General features: G+C 39.2%; 13 protein-coding genes and 1 pseudogene. 10 read left to right on the top strand and 4 right to left on the bottom strand.

Annotated features, from left to right (window positions below; translation table 11 throughout):
* The first annotated feature begins 162 nt into the window (after positions 1–162).
* The 10 genes and pseudogenes from NQ546_RS06665 (at position 163) to NQ546_RS06620 (ending at position 7,804) form a co-directional block, all read left to right on the top strand.
* Positions 163–1,203 carry a DUF3871 family protein gene (locus NQ546_RS06665; RefSeq protein WP_115615903.1) on the top strand — a complete coding sequence of 347 codons (1,041 nt, stop codon included), beginning with the start codon at positions 163–165 and terminating at the stop codon, positions 1,201–1,203.
* Positions 1,204–1,300: 97 nt separating this feature from the next.
* Complete coding sequence (locus NQ546_RS06660) at positions 1,301–1,807, top strand: hypothetical protein (RefSeq protein ID WP_004289295.1); 507 nt, start codon at positions 1,301–1,303, stop codon at positions 1,805–1,807.
* A 12-nt stretch (positions 1,808–1,819) separates the two neighbouring features.
* A complete protein-coding gene (locus tag NQ546_RS06655; RefSeq protein WP_004289294.1) occupies positions 1,820–2,101 on the top strand; it encodes a hypothetical protein in 282 nt (93 codons plus the stop codon).
* Positions 2,102–2,206: 105 nt separating this feature from the next.
* Entirely contained in the window at positions 2,207–3,814 is a 1,608-nt protein-coding gene (locus tag NQ546_RS06650) for a hypothetical protein (protein ID WP_004289293.1), read from the top strand.
* On the top strand, positions 3,783–4,766 hold the full coding sequence (locus NQ546_RS06645) for a zinc-binding metallopeptidase family protein (protein WP_004289292.1): 984 nt from the start codon (positions 3,783–3,785) through the stop codon (positions 4,764–4,766). The genes NQ546_RS06650 and NQ546_RS06645 overlap by 32 nt, the downstream gene beginning before the upstream one ends.
* Positions 4,741–4,914, top strand: a complete 174-nt coding sequence (locus tag NQ546_RS06640; RefSeq protein ID WP_157442395.1) for a hypothetical protein — start codon at positions 4,741–4,743, stop codon at positions 4,912–4,914. The genes NQ546_RS06645 and NQ546_RS06640 overlap by 26 nt, the downstream gene beginning before the upstream one ends.
* Positions 4,901–5,248, top strand: coding sequence for a hypothetical protein (locus NQ546_RS06635; RefSeq protein ID WP_004289290.1), 348 nt, complete (start codon positions 4,901–4,903; stop codon positions 5,246–5,248). Before NQ546_RS06640 ends, NQ546_RS06635 begins: the two co-directional genes overlap by 14 nt.
* 169 nt (positions 5,249–5,417) lie before the next feature.
* On the top strand, positions 5,418–6,101 hold the full coding sequence (locus NQ546_RS06630; protein WP_115615902.1) for a recombinase family protein: 684 nt from the start codon (positions 5,418–5,420) through the stop codon (positions 6,099–6,101).
* Between the two features lie 4 nt (positions 6,102–6,105).
* Entirely contained in the window at positions 6,106–6,339 is a 234-nt protein-coding gene (locus NQ546_RS06625) for a hypothetical protein (RefSeq protein WP_004295253.1), read from the top strand.
* Positions 6,340–6,582: 243 nt separating this feature from the next.
* A pseudogene (locus NQ546_RS06620) lies at positions 6,583–7,804 on the top strand (IS256 family transposase).
* 289 nt (positions 7,805–8,093) lie between these two features.
* Here the strand turns inward: NQ546_RS06620 and NQ546_RS06615 are convergent.
* The 4 genes from NQ546_RS06615 to NQ546_RS06600 all read right to left on the bottom strand — a co-directional run bounded on the left by NQ546_RS06615 (position 8,094) and on the right by NQ546_RS06600 (position 19,396).
* On the bottom strand, positions 8,094–11,828 hold the full coding sequence (locus tag NQ546_RS06615; RefSeq protein ID WP_004289287.1) for a beta-galactosidase small subunit-related protein: 3,735 nt from the start codon (positions 11,826–11,828) through the stop codon (positions 8,094–8,096).
* A gap of 149 nt (positions 11,829–11,977) precedes the next feature.
* Complete coding sequence (locus NQ546_RS06610) at positions 11,978–14,560, bottom strand: glycoside hydrolase family 31 protein (RefSeq protein ID WP_029429404.1); 2,583 nt, start codon at positions 14,558–14,560, stop codon at positions 11,978–11,980.
* A 73-nt stretch (positions 14,561–14,633) separates the two neighbouring features.
* On the bottom strand, positions 14,634–16,328 hold the full coding sequence (locus NQ546_RS06605) for a RagB/SusD family nutrient uptake outer membrane protein (protein ID WP_004289286.1): 1,695 nt from the start codon (positions 16,326–16,328) through the stop codon (positions 14,634–14,636).
* A gap of 11 nt (positions 16,329–16,339) precedes the next feature.
* Positions 16,340–19,396, bottom strand: coding sequence for a SusC/RagA family TonB-linked outer membrane protein (locus tag NQ546_RS06600; RefSeq protein WP_004289285.1), 3,057 nt, complete (start codon positions 19,394–19,396; stop codon positions 16,340–16,342).
* Between the last annotated feature and the right edge of the window lie 79 nt (positions 19,397–19,475).

Genomic DNA, 19,475 nt, shown 5'->3' with positions numbered 1-19,475 from the left:
ATGATAAAACACAAGACGTAATAATAACCGTATTGGAGGTAGCAACTTCAATACTCAAAGGGATAAAAAAGCTAAGAGGTATATTCATAAAAGCAAAGAAATGACACCTCTTGGCTTTTTGTTTCACCGCATTTTATTAACCGACTAAAAAATAACAAGAGTATGGAAACAATGACTAATGAACTTACTGTCATTCCAGGAACAATCGGAATGATGGGCGGAATGGGTATGCTTAAACCTGAATTTATCGAAGACGCAGTAATCGTATCGGAAGAACAGGAGGAGCATCCAAATTTTATTGAAAGTAACACTTCGGGTATTACGCTTGAAGAACTTGAAAGGAACTGTATCGTACCCAGCTTCAGTGACAACCAGCTAACCATCAGCCACCAGACATTCATACACCGGATCGAGGATGCTGCAAGGAGCTATTTTACAGGTGAGAACATTGGAAACACAGAGATCAGAGTGTCCCACAAAATCCTGGGCAGAGTGCCAAGTGCATTGACCAAAAGGAAAGAGGAGCTTAAACCTGAGGACGAGACCATCTATTATCAGAGAATGGCTTTCTGTTTTCATATCAGAACAATGAGCAGAATGATGAACGGCGAGGAAGTACATCTATGTATCGGCGGTGTAAGAAGCCTGAACGAGGAGAATCTATACAACCGAAAATCACCTGAGAAATTCAAGATATTCATAGGTTGGCGTGTGCGTGTATGTTCAAATCTAATGCTGACCAATGACGGACTGACCGGACGGCTGGAAGTGATGAGTGACACTGATATTTACAATTCAGCACTCAGATTGTTCCAGGACTTCAACCCGGAACACAATTTGAGACTACTTGAGAACTTAGGAAGAACAAAGATTTCACAAGAACAGTTCTGTCAGATTATAGGCAGATTGAGATTGTATCAAGTCTTGCCTGTATCCCAACTTAGAGAACTGCCGAAGGTGATTTTAGGTGACTCAAATATCAATGCGGCAACCAAAAACTACGTGGATAATCCTAATTTCGGGTTACGTGGCAGAGAGAATATTACCTGTTGGGATTTGATGCAGCTCCTTAATGATGCCGCCAAACAATCCTACATAGACAAGTTCCTGGAGAGAAACCAGAACTGCACTGATTTTGCGGTTGGTATCCAGAAAGCCTTGAACGGTGAGGATACGGAGAATTATGGCTGGTTTTTGAGTTAGACCGGAAAATAAATTAACTCACAAGGGAGAAAGATCTGAAATAACAAACATGGTTTTTCTCCCTTTTTTTTGTTGAACCCTTTTAAAAATAAATAACATGAGCAGATTGGATATACTTAAAGCCTCCCTGGAAAAGAAGCAGGCTAAATTTAATAGAAAACTGAATGAGTACTTTTCCGATGTGAAGAGTGCCAACGGACAACCTCTTAACGACAAGAGAAACGGATATTCAACGATGAAGCGTTGGGACAGGCAGAATGACACCCTTTCCAAAATGCAGAAAGAGATTGAAAAGACTCAGACAGCGATTGAACGGGAAGAAGGCAGAATAAGATGTATTGACCGTAACAGAAGTTCAATGCCCGAAGAGATTCAAAAGCTTATCAATGACGGTACTTTAAAACAATGGGACAGATATCCCCATATCATGTTTGTGGAAGGTGTGGATAAAGCACGTATCATATGGGATGACAGGAAGAAAGTGGTGATGCACAAGTTTGTAAGCTCCATTACTGATACAGAGCAGAGAAGGAAGTTCGCCCGGGTGTATAACTCACTCAATGCGTCAATAAATGAAGAGACAGGAAAACAAGGAAAAAAATAGCAGAAAGACATTATGGAAAGACAAGAATTGGAAAACAGCAGGGAGTTCAAGGCTGCAAAAGAACTTGAACATGCCCTGAACGATTATGGGTGGAATGAAAAGAGGTTCGCTTCGGCAGTAACTACATTCCACAGGACCCTACAACAGACCTTATTCAGAAGTATGGTTGAAGTGATTAAGATCATGGGAAGTGAAGGTTACGGATATGACCTGAGAAACAAATATTCCCATGAGATATGTAAGAAGATAGTGGAATCCGGAGTCTTGGAGGACAAAAGGATACCATTTATCTGAAACGGTTGAGACATACCGAAATTAATATTCCGGGGAGGGGTATTTCCGATTAAAAGGAAGTATCCCTCCTTTTTTATTTACCGACAATTTAAAAATCAAACGACTATGTTATACTATAATTTTTATAGTTATGAAGAATTCAAGGCCCGTTTCGGCCTTGAAAAAAGAGAGAATGGTACAGTGATAAGGAAAAACAGGATATTGCTGGCCCACCTGAAAAATCCAGTACTACTAAAGTATTGCAAGGAACATGGTGATTATACCTTGCTGCATGTATATGATATGGCAGACCTACAGAAGAAAACGGTTGAAGCCATTTTGAGTTCGGGAAAGAATGATGAAAAGCTGTCCCATAAAGTGGAGCTGATAGGTGAAACATACTATTCCTCCAAATATGAGACCGATGAATTCAGAGGCCTGTGTGAGGACCTTGACAAACATTCAATCCGTTATATCAACGTTGAACGTAACCGGGTTTTCAAGATGAGGGCCGGAAAGTTCATGAGGGAGCTTATCCTTGAGACAGAGATAGGGAAACTGCTTTCACCCTGTGTCGTGAACTGGATTGCAGGGGATGTATTTGTCCAAAGGTGGTGTACTTATACCTATGGATATACTCCCGATATGGAACTTCATGTCAACGACGAGTTCTGGAGAATCTATGACAGCAGCTATTGCAGGGGGAACTTCGGTTCATGTATGACGGATGAGGACCGTACTTCATTCTATTATTCTTCAGTGAAGGCCAAGGCGGCCTATATAACGGATAAGACAGGGCTGATTGTGGCAAGGGCAATCCTTTTTACCGATGTTACGGATCAGGACGGTAAGAAATGGAGGCTGCTCGAAAGGCAATATTCCTCAGAGAGCGATGACGTGTTGAAACGCCTGCTTGTGGATAAACTTATTCAGGAAGGTTATATTGACGGCTATAAGGTGATTGGCGCTTCCTGTCATGATGCAAATTCCTTTGTGGAGATTGACGGCAACTCATTATCCGACAGGAAGTTTGAGATAGAGTGCAATCTGGAAGAGACGGATACGCTTTCCTACCAGGACTCCTTCAAATGGTACAGTTACAGCCGCAGCAAAGCCTATAACTACGAGAACCCCGACTCCTCATACAACCTTGACACCACAGACCTGAACCTTTATGGCGATACCGATGAGGATGGAAGTCCATGGGACGAATATCACCAATACGACTGTGATGAGACCACACTCTGCTACCTGCATGGAAATGCGATAAATGTAGACTCCGAAAACCTGGATGACTTCCTGTGGATAAGTTCCACAGGGGAATACCACCATAAGGATGACTGTGTATGCTGTGACAATTGTGGAGAGAACCTGCTGGAAGGTGATGCGGAATACTCCGAGGTGACAGAAGAGCATTATTGCTGTAAGGAGTGTATGGAGAAGGCCGAGGATACATTCAAGCAGAAGAACTGGTACTATTCCGAATATGATGATGAATGGTATGAAAGCCTTGATGATATAACCCGGATCAATATCTGGAATGAATCGGAAAGTATCTATGAAGAGAAATCAATCCATGTAGATACCTTGAATCGTCTGATTGGGAATGAGGACGCATGGGAGTTTGGTGAGGATGTATTTGATGAAGTGAATCCAAGCACCAATCTCCCGTATGGTTACAAACTTAAAAAAGAAATGAATCATGAATACGCAACTGTTGAAGAGGCTGTATAGTATTTACAGCCCCAGTGGAAAGGAGCAGAAGATGATGACGTTTCTATGCTCCTATATAAAACAGCTCCCCGGAAACATATCCGTATCAAAGGATAAATTCGGGAACCTGTATGTGATAAAGGGAGAAGCTGAGACCTATCCCTGTCTGGTGAGCCATATCGACCAGGTATCACACTGCAACCATTCAAAGGATTTCAAGGCGGTAGAGACAAGGGAAGTCATATTCGGTTATTCACCCAAACATAAAAGGTTTGAGAATTTGGGAGCCGATGACAAGAACGGAGTGTTCATCTGCCTTGAATGCCTGAAAAGGTATGATCCTATGAAAGTAGTCTTTTTTAGGGAAGAGGAAACGGGATGCAGGGGAAGTTCTGAAGCGGTGATGTCTTTCTTTGATGATGTGAGGTTTGTTATCCAGCCTGACAGAAAGGGGAATTCGGATTTGATTACAAACATAGGATATTCTGACCTGTGTTCCGAAGGGTTCATGGAAGCGATAGAACCTGAGAAATGGGGTTACATGGAGGAGAACGGCTTGATGACCGATATTCTGACCTTGAAAGAAAAAGGATTGGAAGTTTCCTGTCTCAACGTCTCATGTGGCTATTACAATGCCCATACCGATGAGGAGATAACGGTAAAGAAAGACCTGATGAAAAGCCTGCTGTTTGTAGAGCATATCATAGAAGACTGTACCAACACCTATCCCCATACGCAAAGTGACCCATATTTCAGCCCCTATGAGTTCGAGGATGAGATTTATGATATACTGAACAATGATCCGACTTTAACTCCCGAAGACCTTTATGAAATGTATTCCACAGATTTTCCACACTTGAGACCGGATGATTACGAGAGGATATGCAGGGATTACCGGATGCTTTGGAAGGAATATGAAGAATACAAACTGATAAACGGCAGCGGATATGAAAACGAGAAGATTCTGTCCTGAATGCGGACGTATGCTTTTAAAATCAAGGATTAAAGGCTATGTATTCCAGTGTATGAACTGTGACGAGGATTTCTACAGGTTTGAAGTCCTTACGAGAAAACAAAAAAGAATGATGGATTTAAAAACAAAGAGTGATGGAAAGAGATAAGAATTACGATTTGGAACTGGCTAAGTATATCTGGTCAATTCTGAAATACAATCCCCCTGTCCTTATGTCCTGGGGAGTGGATCTTGATACGATAAAAGTGATAGACAGGGGCTTGCAGTTCCATGTGCAGGGTTTTCTTCTGACCGGAAATGTAGTGATAGTCTATAATGAAGGGACGGATTATTTCGACGTAACTTTCCACAGGGATGGTTCTCCTGAGGAAGTCCGGGTTTATAATAATGTCGCCCTTGACGGACTTGTGGATCTGATAGACTCGAAAGTGGAGAAAACCGATGAGTATGAGAAGAGAGTTTCTGATACATATGATACATAAGATATCGGCGGTTCTCTGAGCAAATCGGAATATGTGATAATAGGCTTTCTGTGAGGGAGTAGGTTTTATAAAAACTCGAAATCTCATGGAAAGCCGTTTTTATAAATCAGCTTAAAGGTTATTGAACGGACGTTTAGTAACCGAGAAGAGCGTTAAATAAGTGTTAATTATGAAACAGAAAAATTATGTAGCCTACCTACGACAGTCCACGATGAAACAGGAAATCTCAGGACTTGGCGTGGAGGCACAAAGAGAAATAATGCGGAATTACCTGAAGGATAAAAAAACGATTGCTGAATATATTGAAACGGAAAGCGGGAGAAAATCCAACAGACCTAAACTTGCTGAAGCTTTGGAGTTATGCAGAAAAACGAATTCTATCCTGATTGTAGCAAAATTGGATAGATTAAGTCGGAATGTGGCTTTCACCAGTAAATTGTTGGAGAGTGATGTCGAGATCGTATTTTGTGATTTTCCTGAGGCCAATAAACTTGTGCTACATATCATCAGCAGTATAGCAGAGTATGAGGCGGGATTGATCAGCCAAAGAACGAAACAATCCCTGAAAGCCAAGAAATCAAGAGGATATAAGCTTGGTAAATCCGAGAACTTATTAAACAGACTGCATCAAGCGGTAGAAAATAGCAATAAGACCAATCACCGGAAAGCTCTTGACAATCCTAACAACAAGAGGGCGATGGCATTGTTGAAAAATCTGGTGAAAGAAGACAGGAGCTTATCTGAAATGGCGAGAATCCTGAACAGTGAAGGATTTGTAACTTCCAAGGGATGTCAATTCAGAGCATCACAGGTAAGTATATTATTGAAAAGGTATAACTTAAAAGAAGATTGAGATTATGGAACCTAAGTATGTATTGATTTTGGATTTTTGTGTCGGCTGTCTGAATATCATAAAGCTGACAGATGAAGAACTGAGAGAATCGGAGAATTACGAGGACTTTGAATCTTTCCTTTCAACCATCGAGGGAAAATACGGATTCAAACTTAATAACTGCCAGTGGATGGTTACAGAAAATCTGGACATCTATTGCTATCGGAATGGAGAAGAGACAGAGCTCAATCTATTATAGTCAAATCAAGAAGAGAAACTGAGGTAATACTTGGTTTCTTTTTTTTCTTTCTTCAGGTTGGTCGGAGACAAGGGTATGAAACGTAAGTGGAATGCAATACATAACTGGAAGACAAAGTGATGAAAAAAGTCTGCAAATCAGGTACAAATGGGCACTATAAAATATTTTGTGTAAATGCGAAATACGGGATTCCCAAAAGAGTTCCGTATTTTTTATTTATAACTTTGTAAAATGCCAAAGAAAATGACTGTAAAGAATCAAGCAGTGCCCGATGAAGTTTTGAGCAAGGAATTTCAGAGCCAATTTAAAACGGAAGCCGATGTGATCCGGTTCCTGAAGCAGTTGCATGCGTAGGTATTGGAAAAGATGCTTGAAGGTGAGTTGGATGCCCATCTGGGCTATGAGAAAAACTCCATAAGTGGAAACAACAGTGGGAATTCTCGTAACGGCAAGTACCCTAAGAAAATCCAGACCGAGCATAGTGAATCCGTCATCTCCGTCCCCCCGTAACCGTAACGGAGAGTTTGAACCGATAGTTGTTCCCAAACACGAGAGCCTCGGTTTGTCTATTGAGAAGCTCGTCATCTCTCTATATGCCAAAGGCATAAGTGTCTCTGATATCGAAGAAGAGATGGGGGAAATCTATGAAATAGAACTCTCTACTTCTGCCATATCCATTATAACCAACAAGGTAAGCCAGGCGGCATTGGAGTGGCAGAACCGTCCTCTTGATCCCGTATATCTGATTGTATGGATGGACGGTATCGTCTTCAAGATACGCAATAACGGCAAGATTATCAACAAGACGGTGTACCTGTGTGTCGGGCTCAAACAAAACGGATTGAAAGAAGTCTTGAGTATGTGGGGCGGCAAGACTGATAGCTCCGCTTTCCGGATGGGTGTCCTGACCGACCTGAAAGTGCGTGGCGTACAAGATATCCTCATCACCTGTACGGATAACCTGAATGGGTTTACCGATACCATACGAAGTGTATTCTCTCAATCCTCCACACAAATATGCGTGGTACATCAAATCAGAAACTCTTGTAAATATGTTGTTTATAAGGATAAGAAAGAGTTTACAGCCGATATGAAGAATATCTATAATGCTCACAACAAGGAGGCTGCCGTCGTGGAACTTGATAATTTGGAAAGGAAATGGGGAGGAAAATACCCGTATGCCATACTTTCATGGAGGAAGAATTGGGACGACCTGACCGTATTCTTCCAGTTCCCTCTGGAAATCAGGAGTATAATCTATACAACCAATCTTATTGAAAATCTGAACGGAAAAATCAGGAAGTACACTAAGTCCAAACTATCATTTCCCTCGGATGATGCCGCAAAAAAGACGGTTTACCTCTCGTTGATGGAGATTGAGAAGAAATGGACGCAACCAATTCATAACTGGGGATTGATTATGAACCAATTTATACTTATATTTGAAAACAGAATACAGATATAGGAAGATATACCTGAATCCTGTTTTCTCATTTACACAATATTATGGACACTGCCATAGTAAAACCTAAACGAGGTTCGATTTCTGATATTTTTTGTATATTTACCATGTGTTTTTTATTTAGATTACTCCCATTTTGACCGTCAAACCGTTTTTTTGGGGAATACTTAAAGATCCAAAAAGGCAACTAACTCGCAATGAATTAGTTACCTTTAGCTTTCTTATTTTAGGGATATCTCTCCAATAAGCACAAAATAGTACAATTAAATCTTTGCTCCCTCTATTTGATGTGTTATTTTTTCAAAGGAGTGATAAAGATAGTCCGCTCATACTTAGTGACAGGAGTTTTGTATGAGCGAAATATTGAACGAGCAGTACATCCCACACCTGAGGTGCAATAGTCGATATTCAAGGTATTCCCTTTACTTTCTTCAAGTTGATATGTGTATACTGCTTTTGTGAGATTGTCTGTTGTAAACGGATAAATATTAAAATTAAATAAATAATCAGATTTAATCCGCAAACCATCACCATCCTTATCGCTAACCTCTAACCATCTATTGTCTGTACGCAAACCGTAATCTTGCGGAATTAGATAAGGCTCATACATATCTTGTACAGTTGTAGTATATATTCCTATGGGATACCCACTTTTACGGTCGGGATAGTTTTCTTCAGGTCCCCTTCCGTACCATTTCACTTTTTGCAAAGCTTTTGATAAACTCATTGTCAACCCCATGCGCATTAGCCACTGAGGTAGTACACCATTAGGTTGCACTATGTGCTTTAGACGTATGCTACCATCGGCCCGGATAGAAAATTGGAAGAAATTTTCAAAACCATTGGTTTGAATGCCAGAAATATACTTGTCTCTCTGTTTTACAGCATTATCACTGGTGAGCATGTACGAATAAATATTTACATTTACCTGATATTCAGAAATTTGAGTATCGTAATTAGCCACAATATTTACCAAATTATCCATACCGGTAGAGTACTGCTCAGTCACCGTACGCATACCATACTCCTTTTTCCATCCATTTCTGTTCTCCGACCATACAGTCCAATCATCGAGTTCGTTGGCTAAAGGTGCTCGCCAAACATTCATTAGTGGTGCTTCTATTAGCATCTCCTTTCCATTTACAACCATAGATATCAATTTACCTTCCTTGCGTGAGAAAGTGTAACTGAAGTTATTACCACTCACTACAGTAATAGAGTCGGTATTATCAACAATTAACTTGCCCTTACATGGTTCTGCTACTAACATCTCTATCTTATGCCAAGACAACTCTAATTGTTCCCAAGCTACTAAATGACCTTTCTTAGCCCAAAGTTCGTTGCCCTTAATGCAAGCGGTGAGTTCAATTCTATATTCAGCACCTGCCTTTATGGTAGGCATAACAATGGGTAACTTGACTTGCTTTTTCTGCAACGGTTCTATCGGGCAATCGATAATGCCTGATTGAATAACAGTATCATCCTCTTTCAAACTCCAAGTAATGTCATAATATTGAGAAGGTGTGAAACTTAGGTGATTCCATATTTGAATGATGTAATTAGTCTCATCAACCATTGAGAAGTCAAAAGGTTGGCATGTTTTTTTCATCTGCCACATTTCTGGTTGTGGAGTTCTATCCGGCCATACACTACCATAGGTTCTAGCCCCGATACCATAGCTGAAAAAGTTACCTTCTTTGAACTCTTCCTCAAAGTTTAACCAAAGCAAAGCCTTATCACTTTGCATCTTATCAAGAGAAAGAGCACTATTAAAGATACCGACATTGTCAATAATAGCATCACATATAGCCACATTTGTTTCACAATTATGTATTTCGGCATTACGCCCTACATTGATGGGATATGGCAGATTTCTTATTTTTCCACTTGCTTTACCTATTGCCTTTTCTACACCGTCAATATACAACTTCATCTCGTTGCCATTATATACGGCGGCAATGTTATGCCAACTGTACTCCCAATCATGAGGTAAAGTTGCAACAACTTCATGTAACTTATCAGTAAATATATAGAAGCGGAGTTCTGACTTGCCTTTTTGTTGAAGTCCAAACTGACGACTTCCTTTTGTAATAAAGGAACCACAATCACTGATAAGTCTACGTGGAAAAACATCGCAAGTCAGTGATAGTTGATTGCCGCTAATTTCAACATCATTCTTGCGATATATTTCCACCCATTCATCATGTCCGCTAAGATCAATCGCTTTGCCCGTTTTGCCCTTCACAAGTTTAGCATTGCCCATGATGTGGGCAGGAATGTTATGTGGAGAAGAATCGGACAAACGACGTATCGTCTCGGTGAGTCCGGGACTGATAAAATCCCATATCGCTCCACCGATGATACGTGGATGAGTATAGATAACTCTCCAATATTCATCAAGACTACCACAAGCATTACCAGCTACAGATAGGTATTCGTCCATAAACGAAGGACGATTGTCGTGATCAAATCCTAATCCTTCTTGTATTTCTAATTCATCTGGACGAGGATAACGAGGCCCGATAATATCTTCGGCCGGATGAGAGAATGCATTTCCGCCATACATCCAGCTTCGGGTATCATCATACTTCTTTCCTTCTTGCACTACTTCACTGATATTGAATCCCTCGCCCGATTCATTGCCGGCACTCCAAAATAGGATACAAGGATAGTTACGGTCACGTAACACCATTTTGCGTACACGTTCACGATACATATCTGTAAATTCGGGCTTTTTAGACACCCATTCGGTGGCATGCGCCTCTACACCTGCTTCATCAATAACATATAATCCATACTCATTGGCTAATTCAAGATATTTGTTTACCGGAGGATAATGTGAAATTCTTACAGCATTGAAATTGAATTGTTTAAGGATCTCAAGATCTTGGCGTATTACATTCTCTTTCATCATATGTCCCCATTCGGGATGTTGCATATGAGAGTTTTGAGCATTAATTTTTACCGGAACACCATTCAAATAGAATATCCCATTTTCAATCTTTGTTTGTTTAAATCCTATTTTTGTTTCGCTTTTGTCTATCAGTTGCCCGTCTTCTCCATACAGAGAAAGACGTAATGTATAAAGGTTAGGAGTTTCGGCTGTCCATTTAAGAGGTTGTTTTACCTTTGTTCTTAACATCACTGTCTCATCGCCTACTGATTGTAAATTGATTTTTATGGAAGGTAAGGATTGGATGTACTTGCCTACTTTGTCACACAATTCCCCTTTTAACGTAAGATGACTGATATTATCGGCTTCATATTTTTTTACGTTAACTTCCACATCAAGATTGGCATCGATATAATGCTTGTCAAAAGTAGTTCTGACATACCAATCAAATAAACGAATCGGTGGAGTGGCATAGATAGACACATCATCAAAGATACCGGACAATCGCCAATAGTCTTGCCCTTCAAGAAAGAACCCATCGGAATACTTCAAAACCAATACAGCAATAGTATTTTTGCCTGGTTTCAAAAAACGTGTGATGTTGTATTCTGCAGGTTCTTGAGCACCTTCATTATACCCCACTTCGTGCCCATTAATCCATACAAACGAAGCAGAAGCAACCTTTTCGAATCGTAGAAACACCTGATGACCATTCCAATTATTTGGTAGTTGAAACTCTCTGCGATAAGCTCCGGTAGGATTATAATCACTTGGTACAAAAGGTACATTTACATGGAAAGGTGCACTTACATTACGAAACATTTTATCACCATATCCCAACATTTCCCAATTCGAAGGCACTTCAATATTATCCCAAGAACGATCGTTAAATTTTGATTTAAAGAATTCGGTGGGAATATTTTGTGGCACATCGCTCCACATAAATTTCCATATACCATTTAATGAAATATACTTTGAAGGCATATAATAGCATCTGCCAGGCTCTTGATTTTGCTCAAAAATCGAAAGATTTTCAATATAATCAGACAAATGCTCCATGTAGGGGCTGCCTTGTGACTTCAGTATTATTCCATATAATAATGCCCCAATAAAAATAGATAATCTTTTTTTCATTTGTAGATATTCAATTTCGAGACTGCAATAAATCAACCTCTTTGTTTATAATGCGTTTAATAGTTATACATTTGTTTTCTGTTATTACATAATGGACTAAATATGTTTAAATTCGGAAACTAAATACTTTCTTCCGTCTCATAGTCTTATTATGGCAATTGGATTTTCATCCTTTTACCTTGATATACGACTGTTTTTTCCGCAGACGGACTTATGATACAGAAAGTCCTGTTGGCCTGCATGCCGAGATATTCTCCTTGTCGTTCTTCTATCGTCAATACTCGTTTACGGTCATTCCAGTTAAAACGGATGTTGCTATATGCCCCTTTTTCATAATTGTAATTATCTCCCTCATCCTCGTATAAAATGAATGAAGCGTCTTCACCCGGATAAATGTGTATCTCCAAGGGGGCGCTAAGATTTTCCGAAGCATATTGCTTTTTCATGCCTAACGGTAATATGGTACCGGCTTTTACAAATACCGGGATTTTCTCTATTGATGCCGGAATATCCACGTATTGTCCTCCCTCATAGGCCTTTCCATTCCAAAAATCAATCCATCCTGCCGCATGTTCAGGAAGGTAGGTTTTCCAGCTTTGTACATTGCTTTGGGTTATGGGATTAATCAGTAAGGAGTTTCCAAACATATATTCATTCTGCTGTTTCAAAGCCTCCTTATCTTGTGAAAAATCAAATATCAGCGGACGCATAAAAGTACCTCCTTGGTGTGAAACTAATGCAGTATGTGAGTATATATAGGGTAATAGGCGATAACGTAGGTCTAAGAAGTCGGAAACAATGTGTTCCACTTGTTCTCCGTACCGCCAAGGCTCTGTCTGGCTCATATAACCATGAATACGCATCAATGGCAGGAAGGTTCCGGCCTGTATCCAACGCAACATTCGTTCTTGGTAATCTTTATTCGTATACTGGTCGGAAGGGCGGAAAAAGCCGCCTGCATCATAGGTCCACCAAGGCAGACCGGTAGCCATTTGCCCTAATCCGCCAGCTATTTGCCGACGAAGTGTTTCCCAGTCATTGCCTACGTCTCCCGACCATGTTACTGCACCATATCGTTGTATACCGGAGAACCCGCTTCGGGTTAATATCATAGCACGCCGATCCGGGTCATCCTTACGTAAGCCTTCATAGACGGTTTTATTCACAAAAAGCGGATAAACATTGCGGTAGAATTCACCCGGGATTTTCCCATTGTTTATTCGCCGGTTCAGTAAATCATCATTTTCCGGTTCGGTAGCGTCCTGCCACCACGCATCAATTTTGTAGGGCCTCAATAATTTACTGCTAAAATTATGCCAATAAAAAGCTGCTGCATCAGGATTGAAAAAATCAATCCAATCTGTGCCGGGAATGTAAAAACCTTTAGACTCCATTTGCTTTCCAAGTGCCGATTGCTTATCTATTTTAGACCAAACGGACAACATCAGGTGTATGTTCATGTTATGAAGCTCACGTACCATTTTGCCGGGATCCGGATATTTGCTTTCATCGAATTGCATGGCATTCCACCCGTACTTTCCCCACCATTGCCAATCTTGTACGATTACATCCACAGGGAGCTTCCGTTTCCTAAATTCATGTGCGTTTTCCAACAGCTCCGCTTGTGTATTATAACGTTCCCTGCAATGAATATAGCCTAATGCCCAAAGTGGCAACATAGGCGCTTTGCCTGTCAACTGACGGTAACCGGCTATTATTTCATCGGCATTTCCGGAGAATACGGTATAGTCCAAAGAATGTGCTACCGGAGAACGGAAGACAGTCTCATCGGTTACTTGTCTCCAATATAATACGGGGGAATCTTCCTTTACGCCCTGTACTTCAACAGTATGTTCTCCTTTCGATAATTCTACTATAACGGAAGTTGTAGGAGGGAGCCACAAATTATTCACATCGACAATTTTATTTCCATCAATAGCGATGTAATGTTTGCGTGCCATACGCTGCCCTACATCCAACAGCAATCCGTACTGTCCGTCGGCCGGAACACTGAATGTTGCTGTGAATGACTTGAAGAGACGAGTCTCACGTTTATTGCCTTTTGTACTTGTCGCGTCCACTGTAACGGCTTGTCCCTCTGTCTTTGCCGGTAATAACTTTACAGACTCGTCGGCAGGATTAAAGTCTGTCAGACCATAGTTGTTCCACAAAATGCCATATCCCTTGTTGGAAAGAATAAAAGGAATTGCGATCTGTGTATTAACTTGTGTAAGGCGTCTGCTCAGTCCCCGCACATTTAAATAGCCATCTTGAAATTGTCCGGTGCCAAACAAGTATTCATCAGCCGGTGATAAGAAATGTTGTTCGGCCAAAAAGGTCGGTTCGCCTTGAACAGTAGAACTTTTCAATAAACGCCCTCCTTCTTTTTCCTGCAAGATAATTTGCCCTTTAGCATCGGTAAAAGTCAGTGTATGACGCTGTTTGTCATAAACTACAATCATTTTCTCAAGTGAAAGTTTCAGTGAGGTATTATTCTCTTTCACTTTATATGCAGGAGACGCTACATCTTCTGTATAGATTAATTCTTCTTTCGGAACAGCCTGCCCTTTGGTGAACCTTACGCGCACCGTATTCTGATTGAGCGGTTGTAAAGAAAGCTTTCCTGTTGGCAATTCAATGTTTACATTATTCTCTTTAAAGGAATTGCTTTGAGCAAAGACAGCAAGACAACCTATTAACAACACAAATAAAAATAAGGTTTTTCTTATCATATTCTACACTTTAGTAAGCGCGTATAGTGGATTATATCCACAAATACGCGCTATATTTACATTATATCAATAATTATCTCCAAGTTTCTGTCTGTAATAAAGTACCCTTATTTTTCTTTATTTCATCCGTTGAAATAGGAAGTAAATACATTTGAGGAGTAAATACCCTTTCCAATAATTTTTCTTCTTTATAAACTTTTTTTTCTGTATTAATATCTTTGGTTATAGTCATACCATAAATAGGACGATTTTCAATATCCATCGCTACTTTCCACCTGCGGAGATCGAAATAGCGATGCTCTTCAAAAGCAAGCTCCACTCTGCGTTCATTGTATAAACGCTGTCTCAAATTTTCTCCTGTCACAGTCTCTGGAATTTTAGGCATACCAACCCTATTACGTATTTTGCTGATGTACTCTCGACAAACATCCTCATGACCTAATTCAAATTGTGCTTCTGCATAATTCAAATAAATCTCTCCTAAACGGAAAAAGATCCATGGTATTGTATAAGTCGTTTGCCAGCTTAATGGTGTATCCTCCCCTGGCATAAATTTTCGTAACACATAATTGGTAAGCGGGTTATCTCCGCTCTGTCTATAATTATCAACCCCCCAACTCTTACCATCTGACGCTACCCACATTTCAAAAAAGTCACCATGATAGGTTGACTCATCATGTATCACAGTTGCATCCAAACGAGGATCACGGTCTTTATAAGGATTTTGTGGATCATATCCAGATACAGGATTAACACTTTTTACGCCATTGCTCCAGACAAATGCAGGCTCGCCATTAAGCATATCATAGTCATCAACCAAATTCTGAGAAGGACCATTACTAGCCCACCAGCCACCATATGCTCCATAGCGACGATTCAAATTATGCATTGGAGCTTGATGACCGTTCGTTGTAGTGAAATTGCGCGCCAAAATAATTTCTTGATTTTCCATTCCACTCGGCTGATTGAAGCATTTGGTATAATCTGGATAAAGTTCATATTGCTTATATGTTGTAAGAAAAGTCTCAGCAGCATCAGAAGCTTTCTCCCATTTAGTTTTATCATTATTTTTATTAAACAATGGTGAAGCAGCATACAAATACAATCTAGATAATAATGCCTGGCATGCAGCTTGTGTGGCTCTACCAAAATTTGCATCTGTTGTTGCATAGAAAGCAGGAAGTGACGGCATTGCTTCTGTTATATTTTCTTCTATAAACTTTACACATTCATCAAATGAAGCACTTGTAAATGTCATATCCGTACCCAATTCATAGGATTGTTTTACGATAGGTGCTTCTCCAAACCGTTCGATTAGCATAAAATAAATATAAGCACGTAAAAACTTACTTTCTGCAATAAGTCTATCTTTATCATCCATTACGAATGGACTTTCTTCCATTTTCTCAAGAAACTTATTTATTTTACGAATATTCTGAAATGCAGAATTCCAAATATAGAGATTACCTCCACCAGTCCAATCAGTATTGCTAACACTACCAACATTGTCTGGACTAATAGTGCCATAAGCTATAATCCCAGCCCCCCAATTAATAGAGCAATAGGCTTCATCTGTCATTTTAGACTGCATATTAATACAAAACCCATGCAGCAAACTATTATATAAATCTGTATGATAAGCTTTTATAAGATTTTCATCTGTCCAAATAGCATCATCAGAAATACGATCCTTAGGAGAAATATCCAAAATATCATCGCAAGATATAGCTAATAAAGTTAACGAAAATACAATTAATATTTTTTTCATTTGTTCTGATTTTAAAATTTAACATTTAATCCGACATTGAATACACGCTGCTGTGGATAATATAAGCCGCCACCATTGATTTCTGGATCTATATATTTTATTTCTTTTGCCCATGTCAACAGATTAAAGCCACTCACATAAATGCGTAAGCTTCCCAACTGTAATCGTGAAGTAAGGCTCGTAGGCAAGGTATAACCCAACTCCAATGTCTTCAAGCGTATAAAAGTTGCATCATATAAGAAAAATGTTGTATTTCCCGGTTGAAAAGCATCAGCCCTCGGCATTGTTCCATTAGGATTGTTAACTGTCCAGCGATTGGCAGCTCGATCTACAAAAGCATTTTTAGGATCTGCCCCACCCATATTATTTACAAATTCAGCATCATAGTTATAGGCACCAGTTTGTCCTTGGAAAAAAAGACTCAAATCTATATTTTTATATTTCACATATCCTGACAGCCCAAATACAAAACGGGGAGTTGATGTGTAATCGAATCGGAATTGGTCATCAGAGTTAATCACTCCATCATCATTCAAATCAATCACTTTAATATCACCAACCTGCGTACCATTTGCATGAGGATATGCATCCAGCTCTTCTTGTGTATTAAAAAGGCCATCAGCTTTATAATATAGATCAGCTCCCACAGGGCGTCCAGTCTTATCCTGATAGGCTTCGGCATGAGGAGTTTCATCCATATAAACGATTTCATTTTTAGCATATGACATATTCCCTTCTATGCTATAAAACCAATCATTTAAAGTTTGGTGATGAGACAATTTTAGCTCAAATCCTTTATTATTCACTTCACCAATATTTTCATCCGGTAAAGCAGAAAAGCCCAAAGTTTCAGGAACCGAAAGATTACGAGCGGCAAGAATATCTGTTCGTTTCTCTTTGAATAACGTCAGTTCCATACCCAATAGTCCATTCCACAAAGAAGCGTCTAAACCAAAATCAAATTTAGTACTTTTTTCCCAAGTAATATTAGGATTAGGCATAGTATTCGCATAGATACCAGATGCATCAGATGTACCAAATACATAATTTCCTCCAAATGAATATGACTGTAAATATTGATAAGAAGCAATCCTATCATTACCGGTTTGTCCTATTGACAAACGTAACTTTAACTGATCAAGGAAATTACAATTCTCTTTTAAAAACGGTTCTTCTGAAATACGCCAACCAATAGACCCAGCAGGAAAGAAGCCATATCTTTTTCCGCTCGGAAAATTCTGTGAACCATCATAACGGAACAATAATTCTACTAAATATTTAGAACTATAGTCATAATTAAAACGCCCAAAGAAATTATTACGCGCTGTTATAGAAGCAGAACCACCATTATTTTTATCTTCAGCGGCAGAACTACCCACATTTATTTGATCAATAGTTGAACTAATAAAATTCTTCCGATAAGCCATAGCATACGAATAGGTGTTCCTCTGCTGTTCTTGCCCTATCATAGCTCCAACATGATGTTTCCCAAACTGTTGTTCATATAGTAACCTAAAATTATACAACATTGTAGTCCAACGACTATAAGTATCTGTTAATTCTACTGTCGATGCACCTGTACCTGATCTTTTATCATATTCTTTACTTACCGTATTATATTCATAATAATAATAGGGCAAATTAAATAACTTCTCAAACTGATTATTGATATCATAGTTGAAAGAACCTTCTAATTTTAAACCTTTCACCCAAGGAATCTTATAAGTAGCTATAAATGTTGAATACATTGGAGTACTCTTAATCTTATTAGTACCTCTTTGATCCAATAATAGAGGATTTTCTCCTAATCTACCACCAGCGATCAGACCATTGGGATATTTTGCAACCAAAGTGGGACTTGATAGTAATATATTTGAAAAATTTATCCATGTAGCTACCGTTGTATGTTGTTGATTATTAATAATTGTACTAATATTTGCACCGAAAGTCAAATTTTTACTAAGATCTACATTTATATTTGCACGCACGGTATATTGATGATTTTTTACAGGTTGATGATAGAAACCTGATCCCTGTGTTAATGCGCCAAATGAAACTAAATAACGAACGGTCTCTGTACCACCACTCACTTGAAAATTAGTACGTGTCTGCAAAGCAAACGGTTTCAAGGTTTCATCTAGCCAATTAGTATTTGGATATAAAATAGGATCTGATCCATCTCGAAATTTTTGAATAACTTCATCTGAATAAACAGGTGTGTAATTAGTTTCTGGACGCCCTTTCCGGTACCAATCTCCTTCATTATAAACCTGAGCATATGTAGCGGCATCCAACATTTTAGGTTTAATTGTAGGTGATGAGAAAGCAGTATTAAAACCTAATGAAAATTCAGGTTTTCCCACTTTTCCTTTTTTTGTAGTAATAAGTATAACACCATTTGCTGCACGCGCACCATAAATAGCCGCTGATGCATCTTTCAGGACTGATATACTTTCAATATCTTCAGGATTCATCCGGCTCATATTACCGCGTTCCACTCCATCAATAATAATCAATGGAGAACTATCACCAAATGTACCAAAACCACGTATCACAATACTTGGATCGTCCCGTCCCGGTTCTCCAGAACGTTGATTAACTATCAGGCCTGGTAGTTTTCCCTGCAGTGAGGTACTTACATTAGGAGCTGGGCTCCTTTTAATCTCATCTCCCTTGACGCTCGTTACAGAGCCTGTCAATGTTTCTTTTTTTTGAGTTCCATAACCTACCACTACAATTTCCTCTAACAAGCCTGTGTCATCCTTTAAGATAATATTGATAGATTTTCTACCAGCTATTTGTACTTCTTGAGTGACATAACCTACATAAGAAATGATTAAAGTTGCGGTTGGTGATGTCTCTATCCTAAAATTTCCATCAAGATCTGTTATCGTACCGTTAGTGGTGCCTTTTACCATGATACTTGCTCCAATCATAGGCTCTCCAATTGAGCTAGAAACTCTTCCAGATATGTTGATTGTGTTTTGTGCATAAATCATATTAGTTGTAATTACTAGTATAAGAAAAAGAGGTATACTAATACGTTTAGCAAATAATTTTATTTCCATAAATTTAAGTATTATTTTTTGATTTTGTTTTGTGTTTATACACCATGGTATAATAAAAATAGATCAGTAAATTATTTAC

Origin of the sequence: Bacteroides eggerthii, assembly GCF_025146565.1 — a bacterium.
Lineage (GTDB): Bacteria > Bacteroidota > Bacteroidia > Bacteroidales > Bacteroidaceae > Bacteroides > Bacteroides eggerthii.
The sequence above is the reverse complement of the archived record's forward strand: the minus strand, read 5'-3'. Positions and strand labels throughout refer to the sequence as shown.

What these genes read in the sequence shown, in the direction of transcription:
- NQ546_RS06665 (WP_115615903.1), top strand. Translation starts at nt 163, where the DNA reads ATGGAAACAATGACTAATGAACTTACTGTCATTCCAGGAACAATCGGA.
- NQ546_RS06660 (WP_004289295.1), top strand. Translation starts at nt 1,301, where the DNA reads ATGAGCAGATTGGATATACTTAAAGCCTCCCTGGAAAAGAAGCAGGCT.
- NQ546_RS06655 (WP_004289294.1), top strand. Translation starts at nt 1,820, where the DNA reads ATGGAAAGACAAGAATTGGAAAACAGCAGGGAGTTCAAGGCTGCAAAA.
- NQ546_RS06650 (WP_004289293.1), top strand. Translation starts at nt 2,207, where the DNA reads ATGTTATACTATAATTTTTATAGTTATGAAGAATTCAAGGCCCGTTTC.
- NQ546_RS06645 (WP_004289292.1), top strand. Translation starts at nt 3,783, where the DNA reads ATGAATACGCAACTGTTGAAGAGGCTGTATAGTATTTACAGCCCCAGT.
- NQ546_RS06640 (WP_157442395.1), top strand. Translation starts at nt 4,741, where the DNA reads ATGAAAACGAGAAGATTCTGTCCTGAATGCGGACGTATGCTTTTAAAA.
- NQ546_RS06635 (WP_004289290.1), top strand. Translation starts at nt 4,901, where the DNA reads ATGGAAAGAGATAAGAATTACGATTTGGAACTGGCTAAGTATATCTGG.
- NQ546_RS06630 (WP_115615902.1), top strand. Translation starts at nt 5,418, where the DNA reads ATGAAACAGAAAAATTATGTAGCCTACCTACGACAGTCCACGATGAAA.
- NQ546_RS06625 (WP_004295253.1), top strand. Translation starts at nt 6,106, where the DNA reads ATGGAACCTAAGTATGTATTGATTTTGGATTTTTGTGTCGGCTGTCTG.
- NQ546_RS06615 (WP_004289287.1), bottom strand. Translation starts at nt 11,828, where the DNA reads ATGAAAAAAAGATTATCTATTTTTATTGGGGCATTATTATATGGAATA.
- NQ546_RS06610 (WP_029429404.1), bottom strand. Translation starts at nt 14,560, where the DNA reads ATGATAAGAAAAACCTTATTTTTATTTGTGTTGTTAATAGGTTGTCTT.
- NQ546_RS06605 (WP_004289286.1), bottom strand. Translation starts at nt 16,328, where the DNA reads ATGAAAAAAATATTAATTGTATTTTCGTTAACTTTATTAGCTATATCT.
- NQ546_RS06600 (WP_004289285.1), bottom strand. Translation starts at nt 19,396, where the DNA reads ATGGAAATAAAATTATTTGCTAAACGTATTAGTATACCTCTTTTTCTT.